23 protein-coding genes are annotated in these 22,041 nt (G+C 34.6%); 7 read left to right on the plus strand and 16 right to left on the minus strand.

The window, feature by feature from the left end; genetic code table 11:
* Positions 1-150: 150 nt before the first annotated feature.
* Together HUW50_RS24495 and HUW50_RS24500 are read right to left on the minus strand one after the other, a co-directional pair.
* Positions 151-1,062, minus strand: coding sequence for an AEC family transporter (locus tag HUW50_RS24495; protein ID WP_185653443.1), 912 nt, complete (start codon positions 1,060-1,062; stop codon positions 151-153).
* Positions 1,063-1,284: 222 nt separating this feature from the next.
* Complete coding sequence (locus HUW50_RS24500; protein WP_066327026.1) at positions 1,285-1,578, minus strand: Dabb family protein; 294 nt, start codon at positions 1,576-1,578, stop codon at positions 1,285-1,287.
* Between the two features lie 166 nt (positions 1,579-1,744).
* On the opposite strand from HUW50_RS24500, the gene ppnP reads away from it, so the two are divergent.
* Positions 1,745-2,059, plus strand: coding sequence for a pyrimidine/purine nucleoside phosphorylase (gene ppnP, locus HUW50_RS24505; protein WP_185653444.1), 315 nt, complete (start codon positions 1,745-1,747; stop codon positions 2,057-2,059).
* A 104-nt stretch (positions 2,060-2,163) separates the two neighbouring features.
* Here ppnP and HUW50_RS24510 read toward each other — a convergent pair whose 3' ends face one another.
* On the minus strand, positions 2,164-2,805 hold the full coding sequence (locus tag HUW50_RS24510) for a branched-chain amino acid aminotransferase (RefSeq protein ID WP_066327034.1): 642 nt from the start codon (positions 2,803-2,805) through the stop codon (positions 2,164-2,166).
* A gap of 116 nt (positions 2,806-2,921) precedes the next feature.
* Positions 2,922-3,677: an exodeoxyribonuclease III gene (locus HUW50_RS24515; protein ID WP_066327040.1), complete on the minus strand. Its 756-nt coding sequence runs from the start codon at positions 3,675-3,677 to the stop codon at positions 2,922-2,924.
* Positions 3,678-3,936: 259 nt separating this feature from the next.
* Between HUW50_RS24515 and HUW50_RS24520 the strand changes: the two genes are divergently transcribed.
* The 4 genes from HUW50_RS24520 to HUW50_RS24535 all read left to right on the plus strand — a co-directional run bounded on the left by HUW50_RS24520 (position 3,937) and on the right by HUW50_RS24535 (position 7,281).
* Positions 3,937-4,626: an MgtC/SapB family protein gene (locus tag HUW50_RS24520; RefSeq protein ID WP_066327048.1), complete on the plus strand. Its 690-nt coding sequence runs from the start codon at positions 3,937-3,939 to the stop codon at positions 4,624-4,626.
* 122 nt (positions 4,627-4,748) lie between these two features.
* A complete protein-coding gene (locus tag HUW50_RS24525) occupies positions 4,749-5,180 on the plus strand; it encodes a DUF6526 family protein (protein ID WP_066327056.1) in 432 nt (143 codons plus the stop codon).
* A 95-nt stretch (positions 5,181-5,275) separates the two neighbouring features.
* Positions 5,276-6,184, plus strand: a complete 909-nt coding sequence (locus HUW50_RS24530; RefSeq protein ID WP_066327059.1) for an ABC transporter ATP-binding protein — start codon at positions 5,276-5,278, stop codon at positions 6,182-6,184.
* The gene (locus HUW50_RS24535; RefSeq protein WP_185653445.1) at positions 6,181-7,281 is read left to right on the plus strand and encodes an ABC transporter permease; all 1,101 of its coding nucleotides are present in this window, start codon (positions 6,181-6,183) and stop codon (positions 7,279-7,281) included. Before HUW50_RS24530 ends, HUW50_RS24535 begins: the two co-directional genes overlap by 4 nt.
* A gap of 66 nt (positions 7,282-7,347) precedes the next feature.
* Here the strand turns inward: HUW50_RS24535 and HUW50_RS24540 are convergent, their stop codons facing one another.
* The 7 genes from HUW50_RS24540 to HUW50_RS24570 form a co-directional block, all read right to left on the minus strand.
* Positions 7,348-8,277: a DUF1835 domain-containing protein gene (locus HUW50_RS24540; protein ID WP_066327064.1), complete on the minus strand. Its 930-nt coding sequence runs from the start codon at positions 8,275-8,277 to the stop codon at positions 7,348-7,350.
* 168 nt (positions 8,278-8,445) lie between these two features.
* Positions 8,446-9,414, minus strand: coding sequence for a sugar phosphate isomerase/epimerase family protein (locus HUW50_RS24545; RefSeq protein ID WP_066327066.1), 969 nt, complete (start codon positions 9,412-9,414; stop codon positions 8,446-8,448).
* Positions 9,415-9,486: 72 nt separating this feature from the next.
* Positions 9,487-10,314 (minus strand): carbohydrate ABC transporter permease, encoded by an 828-nt coding sequence (locus tag HUW50_RS24550; RefSeq protein WP_185654116.1) that lies wholly within the window; start codon positions 10,312-10,314, stop codon positions 9,487-9,489.
* Positions 10,314-11,255, minus strand: coding sequence for a carbohydrate ABC transporter permease (locus HUW50_RS24555; protein ID WP_232328969.1), 942 nt, complete (start codon positions 11,253-11,255; stop codon positions 10,314-10,316). The genes HUW50_RS24550 and HUW50_RS24555 overlap by 1 nt, the downstream gene beginning before the upstream one ends.
* Before the next feature lie 54 nt (positions 11,256-11,309).
* Positions 11,310-12,578: an ABC transporter substrate-binding protein gene (locus HUW50_RS24560; RefSeq protein WP_066327075.1), complete on the minus strand. Its 1,269-nt coding sequence runs from the start codon at positions 12,576-12,578 to the stop codon at positions 11,310-11,312.
* Between the two features lie 11 nt (positions 12,579-12,589).
* Positions 12,590-13,603, minus strand: a complete 1,014-nt coding sequence (locus tag HUW50_RS24565) for a Gfo/Idh/MocA family protein (RefSeq protein ID WP_066327077.1) — start codon at positions 13,601-13,603, stop codon at positions 12,590-12,592.
* 227 nt (positions 13,604-13,830) lie between these two features.
* Positions 13,831-14,865 carry a LacI family DNA-binding transcriptional regulator gene (locus tag HUW50_RS24570; RefSeq protein WP_066327085.1) on the minus strand — a complete coding sequence of 345 codons (1,035 nt, stop codon included), beginning with the start codon at positions 14,863-14,865 and terminating at the stop codon, positions 13,831-13,833.
* A 319-nt stretch (positions 14,866-15,184) separates the two neighbouring features.
* On the opposite strand from HUW50_RS24570, the gene HUW50_RS24575 reads away from it, so the two are divergent.
* A complete protein-coding gene (locus HUW50_RS24575) occupies positions 15,185-16,075 on the plus strand; it encodes an MBL fold metallo-hydrolase (RefSeq protein WP_066327088.1) in 891 nt (296 codons plus the stop codon).
* Positions 16,076-16,124: 49 nt separating this feature from the next.
* On the opposite strand, the gene HUW50_RS24580 is transcribed toward HUW50_RS24575, so the two are convergent.
* The 5 genes from HUW50_RS24580 to HUW50_RS24600 form a co-directional block, all read right to left on the minus strand.
* Entirely contained in the window at positions 16,125-16,394 is a 270-nt protein-coding gene (locus tag HUW50_RS24580; RefSeq protein WP_066327095.1) for a DUF1292 domain-containing protein, read from the minus strand.
* A gap of 522 nt (positions 16,395-16,916) precedes the next feature.
* Positions 16,917-17,915 carry an NADP-dependent oxidoreductase gene (locus HUW50_RS24585; protein ID WP_066327098.1) on the minus strand — a complete coding sequence of 333 codons (999 nt, stop codon included), beginning with the start codon at positions 17,913-17,915 and terminating at the stop codon, positions 16,917-16,919.
* An 83-nt stretch (positions 17,916-17,998) separates the two neighbouring features.
* Positions 17,999-19,081, minus strand: a complete 1,083-nt coding sequence (locus HUW50_RS24590; protein WP_066327102.1) for an alkene reductase — start codon at positions 19,079-19,081, stop codon at positions 17,999-18,001.
* Between the two features lie 98 nt (positions 19,082-19,179).
* Complete coding sequence (locus HUW50_RS24595) at positions 19,180-19,878, minus strand: SDR family oxidoreductase (RefSeq protein WP_066327105.1); 699 nt, start codon at positions 19,876-19,878, stop codon at positions 19,180-19,182.
* Positions 19,879-20,332: 454 nt separating this feature from the next.
* Positions 20,333-20,911, minus strand: coding sequence for a TetR/AcrR family transcriptional regulator (locus tag HUW50_RS24600; RefSeq protein ID WP_066327106.1), 579 nt, complete (start codon positions 20,909-20,911; stop codon positions 20,333-20,335).
* 424 nt (positions 20,912-21,335) lie between these two features.
* On the opposite strand from HUW50_RS24600, the gene HUW50_RS24605 reads away from it, so the two are divergent.
* The gene (locus HUW50_RS24605; protein WP_066327108.1) at positions 21,336-22,022 is read left to right on the plus strand and encodes an SIMPL domain-containing protein; all 687 of its coding nucleotides are present in this window, start codon (positions 21,336-21,338) and stop codon (positions 22,020-22,022) included.
* Positions 22,023-22,041: the final 19 nt, after the last annotated feature.

Consider the following 22,041-nt stretch of genomic DNA (forward strand, 5'->3'; position numbering starts at 1 on the left):
CTTTCTTTTCCTACTGATGATATGTTATATCGATTTTACCAGAATGAAGAGATTTAAGTAAGTGGTTCTATCTTGAATATTTCTTAATATAGACTAGTTCCTCATATTTCTATCCTGAAAAACAGCAAAATTCGAACATATTTACTTTCATTACATTAAAATATTCGCTATTCCCCACAATAGGACGAAACTAAGAATAATTGTTACATTCGATAAAGTCCCTACAAATTTTTGATCATATTCAAACTCAACGGAGTAAGGTAAAACAGATACAGACGTTGGTAAAATAAGACCAATTAGTATCGTATATTTGAACATATCATTAAAAGGTAATAAAAAAAATAACAATACTCCAATCGCTAATCCAACACCATAACGAAGTCCCAAAAATTTCATCATCAGTTTTAGATGGCTTTTACTAAAGGAAAAATTCAAGTAAATTCCTAGTAAAAGTAATGATAATGGCATATTTGCCGCTGAAATAATTCCAGAAACATTTAATACTACATCTGGAAGTTTTAAACCGAATAAATTGATCATGACGACGACTAAATATGTCATAAAAGGGATTGATTTTGATATTTTACTAACAATCGTTTTGAAATCAATGGTTTGCTCTTTTTTTGAATAAAAACTACCAATTAAGTAGCTTAATCCAAATACAATAAAGGCATTTCCTACATCAAACATCCCAAAGTATGTAATACCTTCTTTTCCAAAAATGACCTCAACAAGCGGATAGGCAAATAACCCAATATTAAAACCGGGCACCATCATCCCTATCATACCTTTGACAGATCGGTTTTCTTTCCTTAACACAAATAGAGTTAGAAAGCCTGAAAAAATCCCATAAATAAAGGAAATAAAAATAAGGAGAAATAGCGAGGATTCTACTTTTATCTCACTAAAGGTTACAATAATTAGTGCCGGAAGAGTAAGATTGAAGATAATTCTTGATAAACCCTCTCCATCTCTCTCTTTCAAGATATTGGATCTTCTTAAAATATATCCCAAGCCAATGATTAGCACACAATACAGGAATTGCTGGTTAAAGCTGGCCAAAATAAATGTCTCCTTGCTGTCTTAAGTTGTAAAAAATCTAAAATCATATTATTAATGAATACGATTATGATAGAAGTGGATTATTTTAAAAAGGATGACACTAATCCATGGAACAGACCTCTACATCACTAAATATAGTCTCAAATAAATGAATAGATACTATATACAAGTCACGTTTGAAATGATCTGACCATTTTTAAGTCATCCTTCTCACCTTAACTATTAAATTTCTATATCAACACCGATACTATCCACTCTACCAACTTCTCTTATGTACGCTGCTACAGCTTGGTGTTCAGGATTTGCCACATATGCCTCAAGAGCTGTCTTATCTTCAAAGCGAACTGAAAGTACGACTTGGAAATCCTTACTCTTTTCAGCGAAATTTAGACCTGCTTGCAAATCTATTATTCCAGAAAGATGATTTTTTAACGACTTAAACCGCTCACACACTTCTTTTAATTGTTCACTTGTTGTTGTTTCTGAAAATTTAATTAGTACTGTACGATCTATCATATAATACCCTCTTTTCCTACTGGTTTTCAATCTCGTTAATTTTAACGAACATTGATGGGACCTGCAATATTTAGTTTTGATATCATTCATAATTTGCTAGTTAATATTTTATTATTCTTAATTTTATGATAAATTAAATTATACTACTTTGAGAGGATGTTGAAAAATGTCGAAATTTTCTAATATTACGATCGAGAAGAAAGCAAATATTTATTTTGAAGGTAAGGTTACAAGCAGAACCATTTTATTTGAGGATGGAACTAGAAAGACATTAGGTGTTATGCAGCCAGGTGAATATGAATTTGCAACAGATGTAAAGGAAGAGATGGAAATCGTTGCAGGGCATTTGGAATATAAACTTAATGGCGAAGAATGGAAAGTGATTGAAGGGAATGGAGTTTTCTATGTACCTGCAAATGAAAAATTTCAAGTAAAGGCAGTTACAGTTGTTGATTATTGCTGTTCTTACATAAGTGAATAATTATTAAATAGCTCGTCTAATAAATAATAGCGAATATATATGACTCTACTTAGTAAAAGCCATATATATTCGTATTGTGATAAAATTTTCCATGTTCATTCTGATTACAATTGCTTATCGTTCATCTCTTCTATCGTTTCGACTAACTTAAATAGAACCCGATAAATACGACTATACGCTTCACTCAAGGTGATGTCTTGATTAAACTCACGAATATAGTCTAGCGTAAAATTCAAATCCCACATTCCATCATTTTGATTAAACATGAGATCAAAAGCTTCAGCTTTACCGTTTAATTCTTCATTAAGATACTCTCTTATAACTTTTTCATGTTTCTTTTGTAGCTTCAAGCCTAGCATGACATCATATGTTTTAAAAACATCATCAACTTCTAAGGAAATTGCATCAACCCCAATTAACTCCAGCCATTTCGACTCCAAGTAAATGAATTCTTCCATATGCTCTTTAAGATAGTTAACAGAGTGATCTAAAAAAGAAAAAGTTTCAATTGCAATGACTTCTTCTGTTTCCTTATGACCTCGTTCAATGTACGCATCTTCAAAGCGTGTGTTCGGATTATTTTCTTCGAACTTTATAGTCCCTTTTAATTCATCAGAGTGTAATTCATGCTTCTTTATGTAGTCTATTTCTTCTTTGAATATTGCGATGTCTGCTTCCGTTTGCTTCAATGCTTGCTGTTTTTCAATAATTGTTATGATAAATTGTTTCATTTGATTTTTTAACAACCTGATATTTCCTCCATCCAGCTATTTTTGTTTTGGTTTCTGATACTCTCTTTTCATTATGTCCAAACTACATTCAGTGTACAATCTACATATAATACTTACAAATTTAACGTTGTTTAAAAACTCATCTCAATACATACAGGACAATGATCACTTCCCAATATGTCTGAATGGACCTGAGAGTCTATTAATTGTTCAGCAATCCTTTTTGAAACAATAAAATAATCAATTCTCCACCCAATATTGCGTTCGCGTACTTTGCTCATATAAGACCACCAGGTATACACATCCTGCTTTTCTGGATAGAAATATCGAAAGCTGTCGACAAAACCTTCAGCAAGTAAATTCGTCATTTTACCACGTTCTTCCAAAGTAAATCCAGAGTTCCCTTTATTTGACTTTGGATTTTTCAAATCAATTTCCTCATGGGCTACATTTAGGTCACCACAAAGTATAACTGGTTTTATTTGCTCCAATTCGATAAGATAATGACGTATCTCATCCTCCCATTGTAAGCGATAATCAAGTCTTTCCAAATCCCTTTTTGAATTTGGTGTATATACATTGATTAAGTAAAATTCTTCGAATTCTAAGGTAATAATCCTACCTTCAGGTTCATCATCTGCTTGACCGACACCATAAGAAACAGAAATTGGTTTATGTTTTGTAAAAATCGCTGTACCTGAATACCCTTTTTTTAGAGCATAATTCCAATATTGGTGATACCCTTCTAGTTCCAATGAGATTTGGCCTTCTTGTAATTTTGATTCCTGGATACAAAAGATATCAGCATTGATTTCATTAAAATAATCTAAAAAACCTTTTCGCACACACGCTCTTATTCCATTTACATTCCATGATACAATTTTCATATAAATTAAATCTGCTCCCTATTTAATTATTGTTCTACTATTCTAATTCACTTAAGAAAATTCTATTATAATATACTTTGCATATGTTTTAATACTTACATGGACTTTTTTGTTGTAGAATCAAAATAAATATCTACTACAAAAAAACTATTGTCAAATGCGTATAATATAAATATTAGTTTCATCTTATGGAAAAATAAAACTAAGTTTTTACTGCCCTGCGTTAATACTGGGATAAAAATACATTAGGAGATATGTTATGATCATTCAACCAAATACATTTATTTTCAACCTAGGTGTTGCAACCATTTTATCGATTATTATTGGATTAGAACGTCAATTGAAAAAGAAGCCTTTGGGTTTAAAAACTTGTTTAGTAATCGGAATTGTTAGCTGTTTATTGACAACTGTTTCAATTGAAGCATCTGAAAAATTTGCTGAACAGTATGTTAGACCAATGGACCCATTGAGATTGGCTGCACAGATTGTATCAGGAATAGGATTTTTAGGCGCGGGTGTCATATTAAGGCGGAACAACGATATGATTTCTGGCCTAACCACAGCAGCAATGGTATGGGGTGCTGGAGGCATAGGAATTGCCTGTGGAGCTGGATTTTGGTTTGAAGCAATCATTGCTACACTTCTATTAATTGTTAGTGTAGAGCTCATTCCCTTTATCTTTAAATTCATTGGTCCGAAATCTTTAAGAGAAAGAGAATTAAAAGTAAAGATTATTGTCGATGAAGAGGAAAAACTGACAGATATACTTAAAGAGCTTAAGCTAAAAAAAATGAAAGCAAGAAAAGTGAGAGTTAAGGATATACAAAATGGTGAACTCCAACAGTTGGAGTTAATCTTGTTAGTAAATGAAAATTTGTATGTTACAGATGTTTATTATTCTTTGAAACAAATTGATCACGTGATAAATGTTGAAATGGAATCTCTATAATGGAGATTCTTCTTTTTTTCATAATTTTTTTAGTACAAATCTTTCATACTTTTTTAAACAGGAATATAATGCATAACTTCCTTATACTATAAAAGGTACAATAAACTAAAGGAGTGTGTAAATTGGAACAATCATATACAAAGCATACAAAAATTGACCCGCTTTTTCATTATGTTTTAGCACCTCTATCTCTAGTTATCGTTATTCTAGGAGTTATTCAATTTATTCAGGCACTTATTAATAATAGCTTTACATTAAGTGCATATATCCTTTTATTTTCAGGATTTGCTTTATTTTTTATCGTCGTAAAAGTTCGTCTATATGCCCTAAAACTTCAAGATCGCCTTATTCGCACCGAGGAAAGTCTCCGCTATTACATCCTAACAGGGAGACGTTTAGATCCACGACTTACACTAAAACAATTAATCGCTTTACGATTTGCTAGTGATGAAGAATATTCTTTATTAGTAGAAAAAACGGTAATTGAAAATTTATCAGCTAAACAAATTAAGCTGGAAGTTCAAAAGTGGAAAGCAGACTTTCATCGAGTTTAATACTATAATAATAGTTGGCAGTAATTGTATCATCCTCTGCACATGTAGAGGTTTCTTTATTTGCAATAAATGATGGAAAGGAGTGAACAAAAATTATGATTGAAGTAGATGGGTTAGTTAAAAAATATGGTGACTTCACTGCAGTAAATGATGTTAAATTCACAGTAAACACAGGTGAGGTTTTTGGATTATTAGGACCAAATGGAGCTGGAAAAACAACAACAATTGAAATGCTCGTAGGTCTTAGAAAGCCTGATCAAGGGACCGCTTACTTAGCAGGTTATGATATTCGAAAAGAAATAGGAAAGGTGAAAGAAGTAATAGGTGTTCAACTGCAATCTACTTCTTTGTTTGAATTATTAACTGTTGAAGAGATTATGAAAATGTATGCAAGCTTTTATCCAAGCCATGTCAGTATACCTGACCTTATTAACGACATGTTACTTTCAGAGAAGAAAAAAGATCGAATAAAAAGCTTATCTGGAGGACAAAAGCAAAGATTAGCAATCGCCTTAGCGATAATTCATGATCCTAAAATTGTTTTTCTTGATGAACCAACTACAGGTTTAGACCCACAAGCACGGAGAACCTTATGGAATATCATTGATAATTTAAAGGAAGCAGGAAAAACAATTGTCCTCTCCACTCATTATATGGATGAAGCACATGTGCTATGTGATCGTATCGGTATAATGGATAAAGGATCATTAATAGCTTTAAATACACCTACATCGTTAGTAAAACAGCTACAATCTGATAGTGCAGTCGAGTTTTCACTACAGTCCAAACAAGATTCCTTGTTTCTCAAAGAACTTCAAGGCGTGAAGCAAGTAACGAAAAGACATGATAAATATGTACTTTATACAGATTCCCTACAATCCACCTTAACAGATTTAATCCAACACACCTCAAGTAAAAGCATAAACCTTCAAGATCTGCAAACAAGAACAGCTACTTTAGAAGATGTATTTATTCATATGACCGGAAGGAGTCTACGAGAATGAAAGCTTACCTACAGCTAACATTAGCTCAGCTCCGAATCTTTTCTAGAAATCGCCAAGTTTTGTTCTTTACACTTCTTTTCCCAATTATTCTAATGCTCGCTCTTGGTACATTTGTTGGGAACGGTAATGGAATTTCTCTATCAATCGCAATTGTAGACAATGACCAATCACAGGCCTCTAAGCAGCTTATTTCTCCTTTTAAAGAAAATGACGCATTTAAACTTGAACTAGTTGACGATGTTGATGAAGCTTTAAAGCTTTTGAAAGATGGAGAGAATCAGCTTGTAATGGAGATACCTGAAGGATATCATACATATTATAAGGACCTTGGCACAAATGAAGATCGTTTTACTTTACCTGTATATTATAATGAAACAAATTTATCTGAGTCTCAACTCGCCCTTTCCATTGTGAATGCAACTGTTGATGAAATTAGCAAGGATATCGTTAACTATTCTCCAGTTGTTGAAATTGAATCAAAGGGTGTCCGTGCACTAGATATTCAGTACATTGATTTCCTTGTTCCTGGGATCGTTGCAATGATGATTATGAGTAACAATATGAATGGTGTCGCAGGGCAAATTTCAGCGTGGAGAGAACGTGGAATCTTGCGGAGAATGCAAGGTACTCGCCTTAAAGCTTCAACCTTCATTTCAGCCCAAATTACTGCACGACTATTTTTAAATGGGTTACAAGCATTGCTTGTCCTGCTTGTTGGAGAGGTAGTATTTGACCTTAATGTAAATGGATCCTGGCTAGTATTAATCGGATTTGTAATTTTAGGAACTTTAGCCTTTATGGCACTTGGATTTATCATTGCCGGTGTTGCAAAAAATCCAGAGAGTGCTGGGCCAATTGCAGCCTTTGTAACGTTTCCAATGTTATTTTTAGGTGGTGTCTTTTTCCCAATTAGTAATATGCCTGAATTTCTACAGCCATTTGTAAATATTTTACCTATAGCTCATTTAACAACTGCTTTACGTGAGACAATGAATGTAGGTACTCCTATTACAGAACTTTGGGTTGAGACTTTGACTTTAGGCGGATGGCTTATTGTTTCATTCTTTGTTGCAAGTAAGGCGTTTAAATGGGAATAAGTTTGCCCAGTGATTTGTCCGAAGTAGTATCCGCTATTTAGAAATAATGTGTGCTACTTATCTACCTTAGTAGCACACTGTTTTATTCAAATGTACACCTCCAACCCACCAATCAATCCCAATTAAATCAATACGATTCGCTTTTCCCTTTAAAACATTCTCACCATTAGGGCTAATAGTTAGGCTGGGATCTAAATGATAATATTCAAAAGCTGGCAATGGTCCATCAATTTCAAGTAGAGCATTTTCACCTTTGATTAACTCATTTAATAATGAAGCAATATGTAAATCACTTAAACCATCGTTTATTAATGACGGAGATATACTTTTGTAAAGATCTCTAAAAGAACAAGTCTTTTTTGCAATTGTGTTAAGTGCCAACAATTCAATTTCATTTAATCCTGTTAGAGCTGATGGGAAATACCTATCCTGTCGTTTAAACATTTCTAGTAGAAAAGGTAATTCATGTTGCTCATCAGTTATCCATTTTTTTACTTCCTCCAGGGTAGATGAGGTATAAGCATTCCAGCCTGTTACCGCCTCTTTTACTTGGTTGCTAGTGATTTTCACTCGTTGATTAAAGAGCTTAGTCAGTTGCTCAAAATTCAATTGACCTAACCCATAAAAAGGAGAAATGGTAGGATATGAGTTCACACTGACCATCGATAGATTTACGATTTTCTGAATCGATAATTGTGTTAGTATGTACATTAGCATCGTTTGATCATAGCGGTCATGTTCGAACCAAAGTACCACCTCTTCTTCTCGCGAAATTTTATTAAGTTGGTTTAATTGATTATTACAATTCTGCAGAAATAAAGTTGAAGGTATATTAAGTTTTTCCTCAAAAAAGATGGCCCTATTATTTATTAATTCGTCATTTGACCAATTGGAATTTAGTGGACCAAAATCATACATTTCTCTCCAAACAATTATATTCCCATTAAGTCCCTTAATTTTGTTACCGAGAACATCGCCGTTTACAATATGAATCATATTAGACACCTCAATTATTACTGGGATTGATAACTATCTATTATTTAAGATATATTGTTATAATCACCTTCCATCCATTCTATTATCATAGATTGCAAGAATTTGTGCAAAATAAAACCTCTTTGTACTAACAAAGAGGTTTTTAAGTAACCAATACTTACTTGTTTCTTAAGCCCACCACAATTCCTTCGCTCCTTGCTTAATTAATTTATCCTGCAAAAATTCAACAGCTTTTGTGAACCCTTCCTCTATACTCATTAAACCGTCTTCATGTTCTATACTTATAGCACCTTCGTAACCAATTGTTTGAAGACTGCTTATAATCTCTCTCCAGGTATCTTCACCATGACCATACCCAACTGTACGGAAAACCCATGAACGGTTTGCAATATCCTTATAGCTCTTTGTATCTAACACACCATTTAATGGATTGTTTTGTTGATCGATTCTTGTATCTTTTGCATGGAAATGAAATAATGCATTTTCTTTTCCTAATGCTTTTATACATGCTACTGGATCCATTCCTTGCCAAAAATAATGACTTGGATCAAAGTTAGCTCCGATTTGATCACCACACTTTTCTCTTAAACGCAGTAATGTTTCGGTATTATAAACAACAAATCCTGGGTGTGGTTCAACAGCAACACGTACATTATGCTCTTTTAAAAATTGATTTTGTTCCTGCCAATAAGGAATCACCTTTTCACGCCACTGCCAATCAACAACCTCTGAAAAGTCATTTGGCCATGGGCAAGTAATCCAAACTGGATGTAAAGAATAATCAGATTCACCAGGACAACCTGAGAATGTTACAACATTTTCAATCCCTAGCTTAGAAGCAAGTCTGACAGTATTTTGAAATACTTGATGATGCTCTGAAGCAATATCTTTATTTGGATGTAAAGGGTTACCATGACAGCTTAATGCGCTAATTTGGATACCTCTAGTTTGAAATGCCTCATAAAACGCATTAAATTTTGCTTGATCTGCCAACAGTTCAGCAGGATTGCAATGTGCATTCCCTACATATCCACCAGTACCAATCTCTACAGTATCAAGACCAGAATCCTTAATGTAATCCAATGCTTCATCTAAAGATTTCTCCGAAAATAGTACAGCAAAAACTCCTAGCTTCATCTAAATCTCCCCCATAAAATTAGTTGAATATGTTTTATTAAAAATGACTTCTAGTAAATTAGTATTCTTCCTTTATTTTTCAGATCCTGCTGTGATTCCGCTTACAATATACTTTTGTAATAAGATAAACATGATAATAATTGGGGCAGCAGCTATCGTAGACACTGCCATTAGTCCATCCCACTGTGTTCCATATTGACCAATAAATTTTGTTAGTCCCATTGTTAATGGTCGAATTTTTTCATCTGTAGCTAACGTTAAGGCAAAAATTAAATCTCCCCAAGCGAATAAAAAACTGAACGTACCAACTGTTAACAATGTAGGTTTTGTCAAGGGAAGAACAACTTTAACAAATGCAGTGAAACGATTACAGCCATCAATAACTGCTGCATCCTCTAAACCTCTTGGAATTGAAAGAAAAAACGGACGCATTATTAATATAGCAAATGGTAAAGCGAGTGTTGTATTTCCGATTATTAAAGCTACATAACTATTTAGTAGGTTAAAATGACTAAATAAGATAAATAGTGGCATAGCTGTCATAATTCCAGGTACCATTTGCGTGACAAGTAAGATTAGTAGGAAGATTCCACTACCCTTTAAGCGAAAACGAGCCATTGCATATGCTGCAGGCAAAGCTAATAAAAGTGTTAATAATGATGTTCCGATCGCAATGATTAACGAATTTTTTAGGTACAATAAAATACTCTGATCTTCTACTATATTTTTGATGTACGCCTTAAACTGAATCGTTTCTGGAAAAATCATCGGAGGAGTTGCGAACACATCTTGAATTGGCTTAACAGACGTCGTGATCATCCAATAGATGGGAAATAGAAACACTGCTGTTATTAAAAGTGCAATGACAAACATTCCATATTGTCTTATAGTATATTTCATCACATTGACTCCTCCTTCCTGATCAAATATAGGTAAATTAGAGAGATGACTGTTAAGATTACTAGAATAATTGTGGCTACAGCACCACTAAGACTAAATTTAAAGTTTACAAAAGCAAGCTCGTAACCGAAAAACGGAAGAACTTGAGTTGCATTAACTGGCCCTCCTCCCGTCATGATCAGAATAATATCAAATACTTTAAACGTGTAGATAATCCCGAGAACTAAGACGACTAAAGTTGCTGGCTTCATTAGTGGTAGTGTAATTTTAAAAAATGACTGTATTCTTGATGCGCCATCTATTTTTGCAGCTTCATAGACATCACTCGGCAGTGCTTGTAAAGCTGATAATAAGAGAATCATATTGAACGGAATTCCAATCCAAATATTTGTCACGATTATGGCCATTAATGCAGTGCTTTGTTGGCCTAACCAGTTTATTGGTTCACTTATTAATCCAATTTGGATAAGGAGATAATTGAGTACACCATAATCCACATCATATAACCATTTAAATAGTGTTCCCGTTATAACAAGCGGTGTCATCCACGCTAAAAGCAAAATTGAGCGAAAGAAGTTGCGCATCGGAAATTGTTGATTAAAAAATAACGCTAACAAAAAACCAATTGAAAGCTGAAAAACAATACAGGAAACAGTGTAAATCACAGTGTTCTTTAAGGATAGAAGAAATCTTTCATCTTGAAAAATTTGACGATAATTTTCAACCCCGATAAATGACTTATCACCTTTTAAATTCATGATAGTAACATCTTGAAAACTAATAAAAATATTATAAAAAATTGGATATAGCATAAAAATTACAACAAAAAGAAAGGCAGGTATGATAAATAAATATTTTGGCAGAGATTTCTTCAAAAATGGACCAAATTGCAAACCAACACTTACCTTCCTATTAGATTCAACTCTTGTATCCGCTTCCAAAGTTTAGCCCCCTTCTGAATCAGTTTGAGCGTATTTCAAACTCAGTCGCTTTTATTATGGTAATAAAGGTTCTATTTTTTCTGCAGATTCTTTCATTACTTTTTCAACATCTTCACCAGTAATTGATCGTTGAAGGGCTTCTTGGACGATTGTTGATATTTCCGGATATTTTGTTCCGTAAGCACGAGGTTTAGATGTTTTTATCTGTTGGACAAACACTTGTAATTGTGGGTCTTTGTTCCATTCATAATTCTCATCGCTAGCAACATCTTCACGGTTAGGTAATCGACCTCCAAGTTCATGCATTGGTCCCAATACATCAGGCTGTTGAGTCCAGGTTATAAAATCAAATGCTTCCTGTTTATGTTCTGTTGTTGCTGTAATAGCCCAGTTTTCTCCGCCAAGTATTGAAGCAGCTTGTTCATCTTCTGGCATAAGTACAACATCCCAATTCATATCCTTAGATTCTTCTCTAAGTGTAGGAAGCTGCCACGGTCCATTTACCATCATAGCTGCTTTTCCTGTTTGGAATTGAACAAGAACATCTTGCTGATCCCAATTAATAATATTTTCCGACATCGAGCCTTCTTTCACCAAATCTTGGATAAATGTCATTGCAGAAATAGCTTCTGGACTACCAAAGGAGTCTAAATCAGCACCAGATTGCCATAAGTAAGGTAAAAATTGGAATGTACCCTCTTCACTTTTAGTTGCAGCAATTGCTAAACCTTTGCGATCATTTGTTGTTAATTTTTTTGCTGCTTCTTTTAGGTCTTCCCAAGTTTTTGGTGGTTCAGTAATACCGGCTTCTTCAAACATGTCTTTATTGTAATAAAGTGCAAGCGCATTACTATTATTTGGAATACCGTAGTACTTACCATCTAAAATCGTTGAATCTTTTGGACCTTCAAAATATTTATCTGCTTCTCCCCATGCTTCTACTTCCTTTGTAATATCAGCAAATACCCCTGCAGCTGCGAATGATTGATGATCAGGATTATCGATTATGACGATATCCGGCAATTCGTTCCCCGCAATGCCTTGTAGTAGTTTCGTTTTTAAATCCGCAAAAGGAAAATACGTTCGCTCGAACTTAATATTCGGGTTACTTTCTTCATACTTACGAAGCAATTCTAATTGTTCTTTTTCTGGAGGTGAATCTGGATTTAAATAATCCCAAACCTTTAATGTTACGACTTCATCAGTTTTATTTTTGCCATCTCCTTGTTGATCATTACTAGCCCCATCACTACTACATCCAACAAGTCCGATTAGCATTAAAAATAAAAGACCACATATTAATTTCAAGTGTGATTTCATCATAAATTCCCCCTTTAATTAATTGCTTCTATACTTTTACTCCCTACAATGGTTACTTCTTCACCATGTTTAATAGATTGTAGGGCACCACCCACTATTGCAAAGCTTTTTAAATTATCCTCGAGATGAGTGATTGGCTTTCGATTTTCTTTTATGGCTTGAACCATTTCAAAAATCGAAAATTCACGATCAGTATAAGGCATTTTGGGAAGCTCTAACTCATGTGTTTTTCCATCTTCATAAGTCAAAAGTGGAACATCATCAATTAATTCAATAATTCCTTTGCTCCCTACTAAACGAACCTCTCCATTCCAAGATGTTTCTTTCCCACGTGTTACCCAACTCCCAAAATAGTTGATTAAGGTTTCATCAAATTTAATGATTGCGCTTGCAACTCCATTCCCACCAAACCAACTCCAAGATGGTTTCATACTTTTTGAATAAATGGATGTCGCATCTTTCCCTAAAATATGTCTTAATAAATCAAAGTGGTGTATGCTCATATCTTCTATTAAAATCTCACTATATTGATCTCGCCAACCACCAAATTTTGTTGCTCTTCTAAAATTCCATTCTCCATATTCAACAGTTCCAATGATACCTTGTTGAATACAATTCTTTATCGCTGAAATCTCTGGTCTCCATCGATAATTTTGACTAATCATAATAAATTTCTCGTATTTCTTCGCTTCATTATATAATTCAGTAGCTTCTTCGAATGTATGAGTAATTGGTTTTTCCATGAAGACATATAATCCTGCTCGTAGTGCGTCTAGTGCTAGGCGTTTATGTGTTTGCGGTGGTGTAATGATGATTGCTATATCTGCTTCAACTTGTTCAAATGCTTCTAAATGATTTTGGAAAAACTGAATTGAGTCATCCTTCAATAATTTCTTTGCATCCACTATGTTATTCTCATCCACATCAACAACAGCAACTAATTCAATTTCATTAAAATCTCGTAAAATTGTTAACCAAGATTGACCAAATCCTCCAACACCTATTTGGATTACTTTTAACCGACTCATTAAAAGATCACTCTCCTACTTAATATTTTTAAAAGAACAACTTTCTCAATAAATAATCGCTGTACCACATCCTTTCGAGAACTGAAGAATATATAAATTGATTATCGTACATCATTTTTAATTATAAGAATTGAAACAGGTAAAATGCTAAATTGCTAAAATACTAAACATTTTGTACAATTTACCCGTTTCAATTTAGGAGAATTCAACTGACGTACGATAGTCAATTATTCGTGTACATAATATTTCACATTGCCCTTTGTTACAATTTCCAGTTTTACAATGTCCTTTACAACCTGTATAGGATCCCCTAGCATAAGATGATCAAATACTTTTCTTACTGCAAGTGAACCTTGGTAAACTGGATCCTGACAGATCGTTGCAGTTATGACATTCTTCTTAAGAAAGTGATGAATTTCATTATTCATATCGTGACCAATTAGGATTGGATTCTTATTTAATTTCATTTCTTCTATTCCTCTTGCCACATCGGCAAGTGCTCCAGTGGCAACATAAATTCCATCGACCAGTTTTAACTCGTCTTCTAATTCCATAATAGAGTTTGAGAGATCTGTGTTACTAATTTTCAATGGGCGTATAAGCTCCATTTTATTTGACTGTGCCGTATATTCTATAAAACCGAGAACTTTTTGCTGCATTTGAAACGTATTCATTTTATCTGTAATTAATGCGAATTTTTTAGAAGTATGTGTAAAATGATACAAAAGCTCTCCAGCTAATCGCCCAGAATCTTGATAATCTGCACCAACGTAGGATAGTCTTTTGCTTGTAGGAGAGTCGCTGTTAAACGTATAAATCGGAAAGCCGTTTTCAATTCCTGTATTGATTACATGTATAAATGGGGTTGCATCATTAGCTGAAAGGACAAGTCCGTCATATTTTGTTGATTGAATAATATCCTGAACAACTCGCACTTGCTCTTCGACTTCAAATTTCGACGTTCGAATGATGTCTATTTCAAATCCATAATCACATAAATCTTTATATGCCTTCATAATTCCCATTTCAATTTCTTTCCAGAAATATTCTGGATAAATAGGAAAAACAAACGCAACGAGAATTTGCTTTTTTCGAGAAAGTAAACTCGCGGACATATTTGGTTTGTAATTTAATTCCTTTGCCTTTTCTAAAACCTTTTTTAATGTTTTAGGACTTACACCACTTCTGTTATTCAATGCTCGATCGACAGTAGCAATAGATAAACCTAGCTGTTCAGCAATCGTTTTAGCTGTAATTTTCATGTCATATCACCACTTATCCAAAAATCTTATGTAACGATTAACTTGCTAATTTGAGTTATATCATATAGGAAAAGTCGATGTCAACTTATTATTTGAATTTTTTGATTATTGACGTACGTAAATCTTTTTGGGTTTTTATAAAGTCTGACTCGCCAAACTTTGTTGCTATATACCAAATAGTTCACTTCCATTATGATTCCTTACAAGTTAATCATTCATTTCAAATCGATTTCATATTGGAATGTTTTCTGATATAATGAATGAGTATTCATTCACTTGTTATTGTGAAGGTTGATCAATATTTAACGAGGTGATCTAGATGAAAAAACTTGGCCCTATTCTAATTGTTGAAGGACCAAATAATAGTAAGGTTCCTTATTCACGTAGTTTATACATAAATTGTTCTGAGAAGGTGTTAATTGATACTGGTGCTGAACCTCAAGAATTAATGAAAATAAACGAGCAATATGGAGTAAATTTAATTATTAACACACACTATCATCCAGATCATACTCAACATAATCATTTGTTCAAGCATGCTAAAAAATGGATAAATCCAATTGAATATTACACTTCACTTACAATTGATGGAGTAGCAAAAAATAATGGGATTTATCAGGAGTGGGGTTCAGAAGGTGCAAAGTTATGGCAAGAAAATATTCCAAAAGAGTGGATTCAAAGTCTTTCAGAAATCGATGGAACATATGCTTATGAAAAGGAGTATTCATTTGGTGGTGTAGATGTCATTTTTTTGCATACACCAGGTCATACTAAAGGATTTTCGTGCCCTTACTTTCCTAAATTAGGTATTGTCTATACTGGGGATTATGATATGACTTCTTTTGGACCATGGTATAACGGCACTGATGGAAGTATAGATGACTTTATTAAATCAGGCCAGCGCCTGCTAAACATTGATGCAGACATATTTATTACAGGTCACCAAAAGGGAGTATTTTCAAAAGCAGAATTTAAGGATGCAATGATGAATTTTTTATCGATTATTGATATGCGAGATGAAATCATTCAACAATATGTTCAACAAGGTATGAATTTTGAAGAGCTTACGAGTATTGGGATTTTTTATCCTCGAAAAGCTTTAGAACATAAGCTTTTAAAGACATGGGAACGAGGTGGTGTACGAAAACATCTCCATCGACTTGGCTACACGGTTGAGAATGCTACAATCAAGCTGCTATGTGCAAAATAACCGTTATCTTTTAAAAGTTTATATAATGAAAGAGAGGGTCTCCCCTCTCCTATTCTTCCTCGTCCATTAATTCTTCAAATGCAGATGATACTTTATCGAACTCCTCATCATTCTCGATTGCAGAGAAATCACCTTCATCATCTAGCTTTAAAAAGAACACATCGATATCCTCTTCTGAATCATCTTGAATATCTTCAACAAACCCAACAGCTACATAATCTGTTCCTTCTAATGTAATTGCAGCCAACACTTCAACTTCATTTTCCTGATCATTTTCATCAGTAATTGTAAATACTTCGCCTACTTCAATTTTATCCATTTTAAAAACTCCTTTTTATCAACATACAAAAATTATTGGAAAATAACGCTACCCTTAAAAAAACTAGTACTCCAATAAGAGCCAATCTATAAGGGTATGTCCACTTTCCCTTCCAACAAATAGTAACACTAATACTATTATATTTCCAAACAAATGAAAATTAAAACTTAACTATGTTAGGGATGTTCATAAATAATGCTTAAATATGTATTTAACACGAAGTTAATTCTTGAATTATTCCTCTCACATCAATCCGTCATACTGTTCTTTTCAAGCATGGTTAAAAATTATCTCCCCCTAAAAGTCTTTATTACTTACGATTTATCTATCAAAAAGTTACAATTTTTCTATATAATAATCATAAAATAAGATGACAGAAAAATAGTGGTTTTTCCTTTTTTAACTAACCTTCCCCCTCTGCGACATAAATAAAAAGCTACCCTATTGGTAGCTAGATCTATAAAAGGAAAGCACCTAATAGTTTAACAAGAGTTCTTCCACGCCACGTACTTAAATTTTAGATTAGAAGGTTACAATAACTTTGCCTTGTGAGTGTCCAGTAGAAACTTTTATTAAGGCTTTGTTAATGTCATTAAAATTATAAATTGAATCAATAGATGGCGTGATATTTTCTTTTTCAACAAGATTAGTGATTCTTTGTAATTGACTGCCATTGGCGTGTACGAATAAAAAGTGATATTCATTTTTATGTTTACGTGCTAAAAAATCTACACGAGCACCCACCAAACCAAACAATAATTGTTTCCACATTGGAAAATTATTGTCAACCGCAAAGCGATAATTAGGTACGGCTTTTAATGATACTAACTTTCCTTGAGGTTTTAAGATACCAAGTTCTGCTTTTATCTCTTTTGCTCCCAAGGTGTCAATAACATAATCTATATCAGATAAAATGTTGGCATAGTTTTCCTCATGATAATTTATGAATCTATCAGCACCAATCGACAGTGTACGTGATCTACCCCTCTCACTGCCGCTTGTTATAACATATAACCCCATTGATTTGGCGATGGGGATTGCCATAGCACCAAAGCCACCGGTTCCTCCAGGGATAAATATCTTTTTGTTAGGCTGAGCATTGAGTACGTCATTTAATGCTTGATAAGCAGTCAAAGCAGTGAGTGGAACAGCGGCTGCTTCAATAAAGGATAGATTTTTAGGCATTATGGATATCGCATCTTCATTGATGACCGCATATTCAGCAAAAGCTCCAATTTGATTAACTGGCAACCTCGTATAAATGTGGTCACCAACGTGGAAATTCTCAACATCTTTTCCAACAGCCTCAATAACGCCAGATAGTTCATTTCCTAAAGTTAATGGTAAATCATAATCAGAAATCATTCGAATACTTCCATTTAAAATAAGGATATCTAATGGATTAACACCTGCTGCTTTTACTTTAACGAGTACCTCACGGCTATTAATTTCTGGTATTTTAACATCATTCAATTCCACTTGAACTTCTTTTGAATATTTCTGCATTTGAGCAGCTCTCATTTTTTCATCCTCTTCCTTTACAATACTTTGGTATGGCGTACAATTTTTCAGTTGTACGCCATTCTTCACCCTAAAAGCTATACTTACACCTCTTGAGATTTTAATTCTTTCATCGTAGGATAATCCGTATAACCCATGCTTCCGTTACCACCAAAGAATGTTGTACGGTCTGCTTCATTCAAAGGAAACCCTTTTTTGAGACGTTCTACTAAATCCGGATTAGCTAATGACCATACACCGACTGGTACCATATCAGCAACGCCATTATCAATATCTACACTAATATCTTTTAGAGCTCGACCAGCTCGATTGACTAATAATGGATTTGACCAAATTGAACGAATTTCATGGAGCAGTGTTTCGTTTCCTAAATGCATAACATGAAGGTAAGCTAAATTGAATTGAGCCAATTCTTTTACAAGATGGAGATAAACTTCAGGACCTTGTTCACCTTCTTCAATCCCACCAAGAGGTGTCCCTGGTGAAATCCGAAAGCCTGTTCTTTCTGCTCCAATTTCTGCAACGATTGCTTTCGTTATTTCGATAGCAAAGCGAGCACGATTCTCTATTGATCCACCGTATTTATCCGTTCGTTTATTAGAATTCACTCCGATAAATTGATGAATTAGATAACCATTTGCTCCATGAATTTCAACGCCATCAGCTCCTGCTTCAATAGCTGCAGATGCTGCTTTTCGGAAGTCTGCAATTGTCGTTTGAATATCTTCTTCACTTAACTCACGTGGAACGGGTATTTCCTGCATCCCTTTAGCAGTAAACATTTCTACACTGGGTGCGATAGCAGAAGGTGCAACTGCTTGACGATGATGTAGTGTATTAGCAGGGTGCGACATACGACCAACATGCATTAATTGGATATACATAAATCCACCTGCTTCATGCACCGCATCCGTAACCTTTTTCCACCCTTCAATATGCTTTTCAGTATAGATGCCAGGTGACCATAAGTAACCTTGTCCATCATCAGAAGGTTGTGTACCTTCACTAATAATTAATCCCGTAGATGCTCTTTGAGAATAATAAAGGGAACTTAGTTCTCCAGGTGTACCATCTTCTTGCGCTCTACTACGTGTCATTGGTGCCATCGCTAAACGATGAGGTAATTCCAAATTTCCAATTGTCGTTTTGCTCCACAATTTATCCATTTTTGTACACTCCTCTTCAAATTATGTTACCCGTTGTATACGTGTGTCCTTTTACCTTTTATTTGAAATTGGACAAATCACTGTATTAGTACTATGTATTAAGAGAGATGTGGGTATATCGCAGATACACCACCTGCAAAATCTCTTTGGACCTTTCGGCTCACGTCATCAGCAACAATTTCAAAGCTGTCGGATTCTAATCCATCAATAGCAATTTTTGCGATATCCTCAGGGTTGGATTTGGGAACTTCTAAGCTCGACGTCATGTCTGTCTCCATGAAGCCTACATGTAATCCAGCTACTCTCACATTTTGAGGATAGAGATTTAAACGTAGGTCGTTCGTCAATGCCCACTCTGCAGCCTTTGCAGCCGTATAAGCGCCAACAGTTCCCGAACTAACCCAAGATAATGCAGAAAGAATATTCAGAATCGATCCTCCCCCATTATTTACTAGAATCGGTGCAAAAGTACGAACCATGGAAAGTGTGCCAAAGAAATGCGTATTAAACTCCAATTGTATTTTATCGAGATCACCGTCAATCAAAGAAGCACCTGTAGACGATCCTGCATTGTTGATCAAAAGCGTAACATCCTTAGCGACCATAGCGGCTGCAGCTACCTCTTGAGGGTTGGTAATATCAAGCTTTACAGGAATTACGCCGGGAATGTTAATGGACTCAGGATTTCTTGCACCAGCATAAACCTTAGCCCCTCTGGTTAGAAGTTCAAGTGCTAAATGGCGTCCAAAACCTCGGTTCGCGCCGGTGACAAATGCGACTTGTTCAGAAATTTTCATTTTTATGTGCTCCTTTTATTAATTAATTTTGGTACAACAAAATGGCTTCCTCCTCAAAACTACGCAAGTAATGATTTTCTTAAGGAAAAGTTGTGGACATAGGCAAGTCTCACTATACGGGAATGGTCATTCTAAAAAGCACAATAGAATGATCCCTTCATGGAGAGAGATTTAAATAAGGCAAGTCTCATTTACGAGAACGATCATTCTAAAAAACACAAGAGATGATCCCTTCATGGAGAGAGATTAAGCAATACAAGTCTCATTTACGAGAACGATCATTCTAAAAAAACACAAAAGAATGATCCCTTCATGGAGAGAGATTAGCAAGGAAAGTCTCATATACGAGAACGATCATTCTAAAAAATGGATAAGCAATGATATCTTCTTATGAGTAAGCTTTACTACAGCTCAGACTTACTCATATAGGAACTATAATTCTAGATTAAAATAATTATTTATCTAAAAGTTTTATTGATAAATTGGCTATACGGTGTAGTTTTTCTTTGGGAATGGAGGTTCTTGTCATTACCCTTAACCCAACACATACAGTATGCAGATGTTCCGCAAGTTCTCCGGCATCGTAATCTGAGGTAAATTCTCCCTCCTCCTGCCCCCACAGAATAATATCCTTGAGTAACTGCTCTGATAGTGTAAACGATTCAGTGGACTTTGAATCCACATCGGCATCGCGCATTGCCAATTCCACCGCCGAATTCACCATTAAACAGCCTGAAGGCGAGTTTTCTTCACCGTATATCATGAAACTAAAAATAAACTGAAGAGCCTCCGCTGCAGTCTTGGAACGTTTAACTTCTGCCGTAAGCTCTGAACTGACTTTATCGTGAAATCGATCCATAGCTTTCAAAAACAGCGTATGTTTGTCACCAAATGTGTCATACAAACTTCTGCGATGGATTCCCATATGCTCGACCAGATCGGTCAAGGATGTCTTCTCATAACCTTGTGCCCAAAAGAGCTTCATCGCCTTGTCTAATACTACGTTCTCTTCGAATTCTTTGCTTCTTGCCATTCTATTTTCCTCCTCCCATAGTCAATATAACATTTTGAGAACGATCGGTAAAGAAAATAAGCTCAATATTTATTCAACATAATATCAAATTTAGTGAAACTACCTATAGTACAAGTAAGGAAACTCCAAAATCTCTTCTACATTTTAGCTATCAGCTTAACCTAAATCCCTTGATATGTTCTCCTAAAAATCGTACCAAAGGCTGATTTTTAGGAGAACATACTTTTGTGGAATAAAAAAACTGAAGGCTTACAAAAACATAATCAATAACCCAATAATATCAAAGATTTAAGACGTTTCATTTTTTAAGGTTTAGTTTTGTATAATATGTATTTATTGCAAAATTTACATCATACCTTAAATGGAGAACATCACCATTTACTTATCCAAATGTTTATATTGAAAAGAAGAAAGGAGAAACATAATGAGTTATTTTCAAACACCTTTTCCTTACAATAACAATAGTTACTCCAGGACAGTTAGGCAGGTTCAAGGTAAAATGATAATTGAAGGTAATGGTCGTATAACGGTTATGCCTGACCAAGCAATAATGAACATCGGTGTTATGACTGAAAATAGCAATGTAGAAATCGCTCAAAATGAAAATTCCAAACTATCAAACCAGGTTATTGAATCACTTCAACAAGTAGGAATCTCATCTCATGATATCCAAACATTATCTTATACGATTCAACCCATTTATGATTTTGTTGAAGGTAAGTCTATTTTAAAGGGTTATCAAGTGCAACATGTTTTCGAAGTCACAGTACGTGACCTTCAGAAAGCAGGAGAGGCTTATGAAGCAGCAGTATCTGCTGGCGCTAATATGGCAGGAAGTCTGCGTTTTGAAGTGTCCAATAAGGAAGGATATTATCAAGAGGCTTTACAATTGGCAATGAAAAATGCCACTGAAAAGGCAATGAAACTAGGGCAACAAATAGGGGTAACAATTCAACTTCCACCTACAAAAATTACAGAAGAACCTGTTGCTTTCGCACCGAAAGAATTATCAATGTCCTTTGCTACAGAAACAAGCTTACAAGCTCCTCCTCCAATCCAAAAGCGAGAAATAGAAATCGAAGCAAAACTTTCTGCTGTTTTTCAATATTAATATTTGGCAAAGGACGGTA

This window comes from Metabacillus sp. KUDC1714 (genome assembly GCF_014217835.1).
Taxonomy (GTDB): domain Bacteria; phylum Bacillota; class Bacilli; order Bacillales; family Bacillaceae; genus Metabacillus; species Metabacillus rhizosphaerae.

Coding starts and splice junctions, on each gene's coding strand:
- HUW50_RS24500 (WP_066327026.1), bottom strand. CDS start 1,578: ATGATAGATCGTACAGTACTAATTAAATTTTCAGAAACAACAACAAGT.
- ppnP (WP_185653444.1), top strand. CDS start 1,745: ATGTCGAAATTTTCTAATATTACGATCGAGAAGAAAGCAAATATTTAT.
- HUW50_RS24515 (WP_066327040.1), bottom strand. CDS start 3,677: ATGAAAATTGTATCATGGAATGTAAATGGAATAAGAGCGTGTGTGCGA.
- HUW50_RS24520 (WP_066327048.1), top strand. CDS start 3,937: ATGATCATTCAACCAAATACATTTATTTTCAACCTAGGTGTTGCAACC.
- HUW50_RS24530 (WP_066327059.1), top strand. CDS start 5,276: ATGATTGAAGTAGATGGGTTAGTTAAAAAATATGGTGACTTCACTGCA.
- HUW50_RS24535 (WP_185653445.1), top strand. CDS start 6,181: ATGAAAGCTTACCTACAGCTAACATTAGCTCAGCTCCGAATCTTTTCT.
- HUW50_RS24540 (WP_066327064.1), bottom strand. CDS start 8,277: ATGATTCATATTGTAAACGGCGATGTTCTCGGTAACAAAATTAAGGGA.
- HUW50_RS24545 (WP_066327066.1), bottom strand. CDS start 9,414: ATGAAGCTAGGAGTTTTTGCTGTACTATTTTCGGAGAAATCTTTAGAT.
- HUW50_RS24550 (WP_185654116.1), bottom strand. CDS start 10,314: ATGAAATATACTATAAGACAATATGGAATGTTTGTCATTGCACTTTTA.
- HUW50_RS24560 (WP_066327075.1), bottom strand. CDS start 12,578: ATGATGAAATCACACTTGAAATTAATATGTGGTCTTTTATTTTTAATG.
- HUW50_RS24565 (WP_066327077.1), bottom strand. CDS start 13,603: ATGAGTCGGTTAAAAGTAATCCAAATAGGTGTTGGAGGATTTGGTCAA.
- HUW50_RS24570 (WP_066327085.1), bottom strand. CDS start 14,865: ATGAAAATTACAGCTAAAACGATTGCTGAACAGCTAGGTTTATCTATT.
- HUW50_RS24575 (WP_066327088.1), top strand. CDS start 15,185: ATGAAAAAACTTGGCCCTATTCTAATTGTTGAAGGACCAAATAATAGT.
- HUW50_RS24580 (WP_066327095.1), bottom strand. CDS start 16,394: ATGGATAAAATTGAAGTAGGCGAAGTATTTACAATTACTGATGAAAAT.
- HUW50_RS24585 (WP_066327098.1), bottom strand. CDS start 17,915: ATGAGAGCTGCTCAAATGCAGAAATATTCAAAAGAAGTTCAAGTGGAA.
- HUW50_RS24590 (WP_066327102.1), bottom strand. CDS start 19,081: ATGGATAAATTGTGGAGCAAAACGACAATTGGAAATTTGGAATTACCT.
- HUW50_RS24595 (WP_066327105.1), bottom strand. CDS start 19,878: ATGAAAATTTCTGAACAAGTCGCATTTGTCACCGGCGCGAACCGAGGT.
- HUW50_RS24600 (WP_066327106.1), bottom strand. CDS start 20,911: ATGGCAAGAAGCAAAGAATTCGAAGAGAACGTAGTATTAGACAAGGCG.
- HUW50_RS24605 (WP_066327108.1), top strand. CDS start 21,336: ATGAGTTATTTTCAAACACCTTTTCCTTACAATAACAATAGTTACTCC.